Raw genomic sequence first — 855 nt, forward strand, 5'->3', positions numbered from 1 at the left:
CGGCCACCTTCATCCTCGGTGCGACCGTCGGGAGGAACTCGAAGTCTTGCAACGATTCCTGTTGTCTTGCAAGCAGCGCTACCGGTACATCCTGTAGACCGGTCTTGGCCAAACAGCTCAATGCTTCAAGCATGTCACCGAGATGAAGCAGTAGCTCTCGTCTATCAAGCCGGTCGAGAATGCGAAGCCGTGCAGCGCTTCTTCCGCTACGTAAAAACGCTCGCGATAGCCCGACCCGAACAGATCGCATGACTACGCTACATGCCCTTGCGAAGCGAATATCCCACAGCCCATCTCGCAACCATCAATTCGCCGGGCCGGCACGCCAGGACCGCCCATCAGTATCCACCCAGTAGGCGATCAAGCGCTGCGATGATCTTGTCACGATCCTCCCGCAACGAACCGACTGCGGAACCTAGCTCGCTTAACGGGACAGACCCAATAAACGCCGGATGCATCAAGCACTTGGTACCGCCGATCTCGAAGAAGGGGGTGAAATCGGCGGGAAGTTTTCCGGCTTGAAACGACTCAGCGCGGATGAGCGGGACGACCACACGAAATGTCAGTCCTTCGAGAAAGTCATTTTGCACGTCGACAAGGTACGGTGTGTTCGCCTTGCTCCGGCCGGCGTTGGCGTAGACGTCGAATCGCGCCATCAAAACATCCGGTATTCAGCGAGCGGAAGCCCATTCTTTTCAACCCAATCATTGGTGTTTCTAATGAACTCGGCGTTCTCTTCGGCCCAGCGACGCCCTTCTTCAGCTTTGATCGCTTCGCGCAGCGCCTGTTCACAGGTGCGCGAAAAGTTGATCCCAAGATCTTTGGCACGTTCGTAGACGTCGAGCGCCAGGGTTA

At 56.4% G+C, this 855-nt stretch carries 2 protein-coding genes; both read right to left on the minus strand.

Annotation, left to right across the window (positions count from 1 at the left end; all coding sequences use genetic code 11):
• Positions 1-338: 338 nt before the first annotated feature.
• Positions 339-656, minus strand: a complete 318-nt coding sequence (locus tag AWB68_RS45530) for a CcdB family protein (RefSeq protein WP_087650512.1) — start codon at positions 654-656, stop codon at positions 339-341.
• Positions 656-855, minus strand: a 200-nt coding sequence (locus tag AWB68_RS45535; RefSeq protein WP_125483329.1) for a type II toxin-antitoxin system CcdA family antitoxin, incomplete at its 5' end; no start/stop codon positions are given. The genes AWB68_RS45530 and AWB68_RS45535, both read right to left, overlap by 1 nt.

It is taken from the genome of Caballeronia choica (assembly GCF_001544535.1).
GTDB classification, from domain to species: domain Bacteria; phylum Pseudomonadota; class Gammaproteobacteria; order Burkholderiales; family Burkholderiaceae; genus Caballeronia; species Caballeronia choica.

Excerpts from the sequence above, each read along its gene's own strand:
- AWB68_RS45530 (WP_087650512.1), bottom strand. The coding sequence starts at position 656 with ATGGCGCGATTCGACGTCTACGCCAACGCCGGCCGGAGCAAGGCGAAC.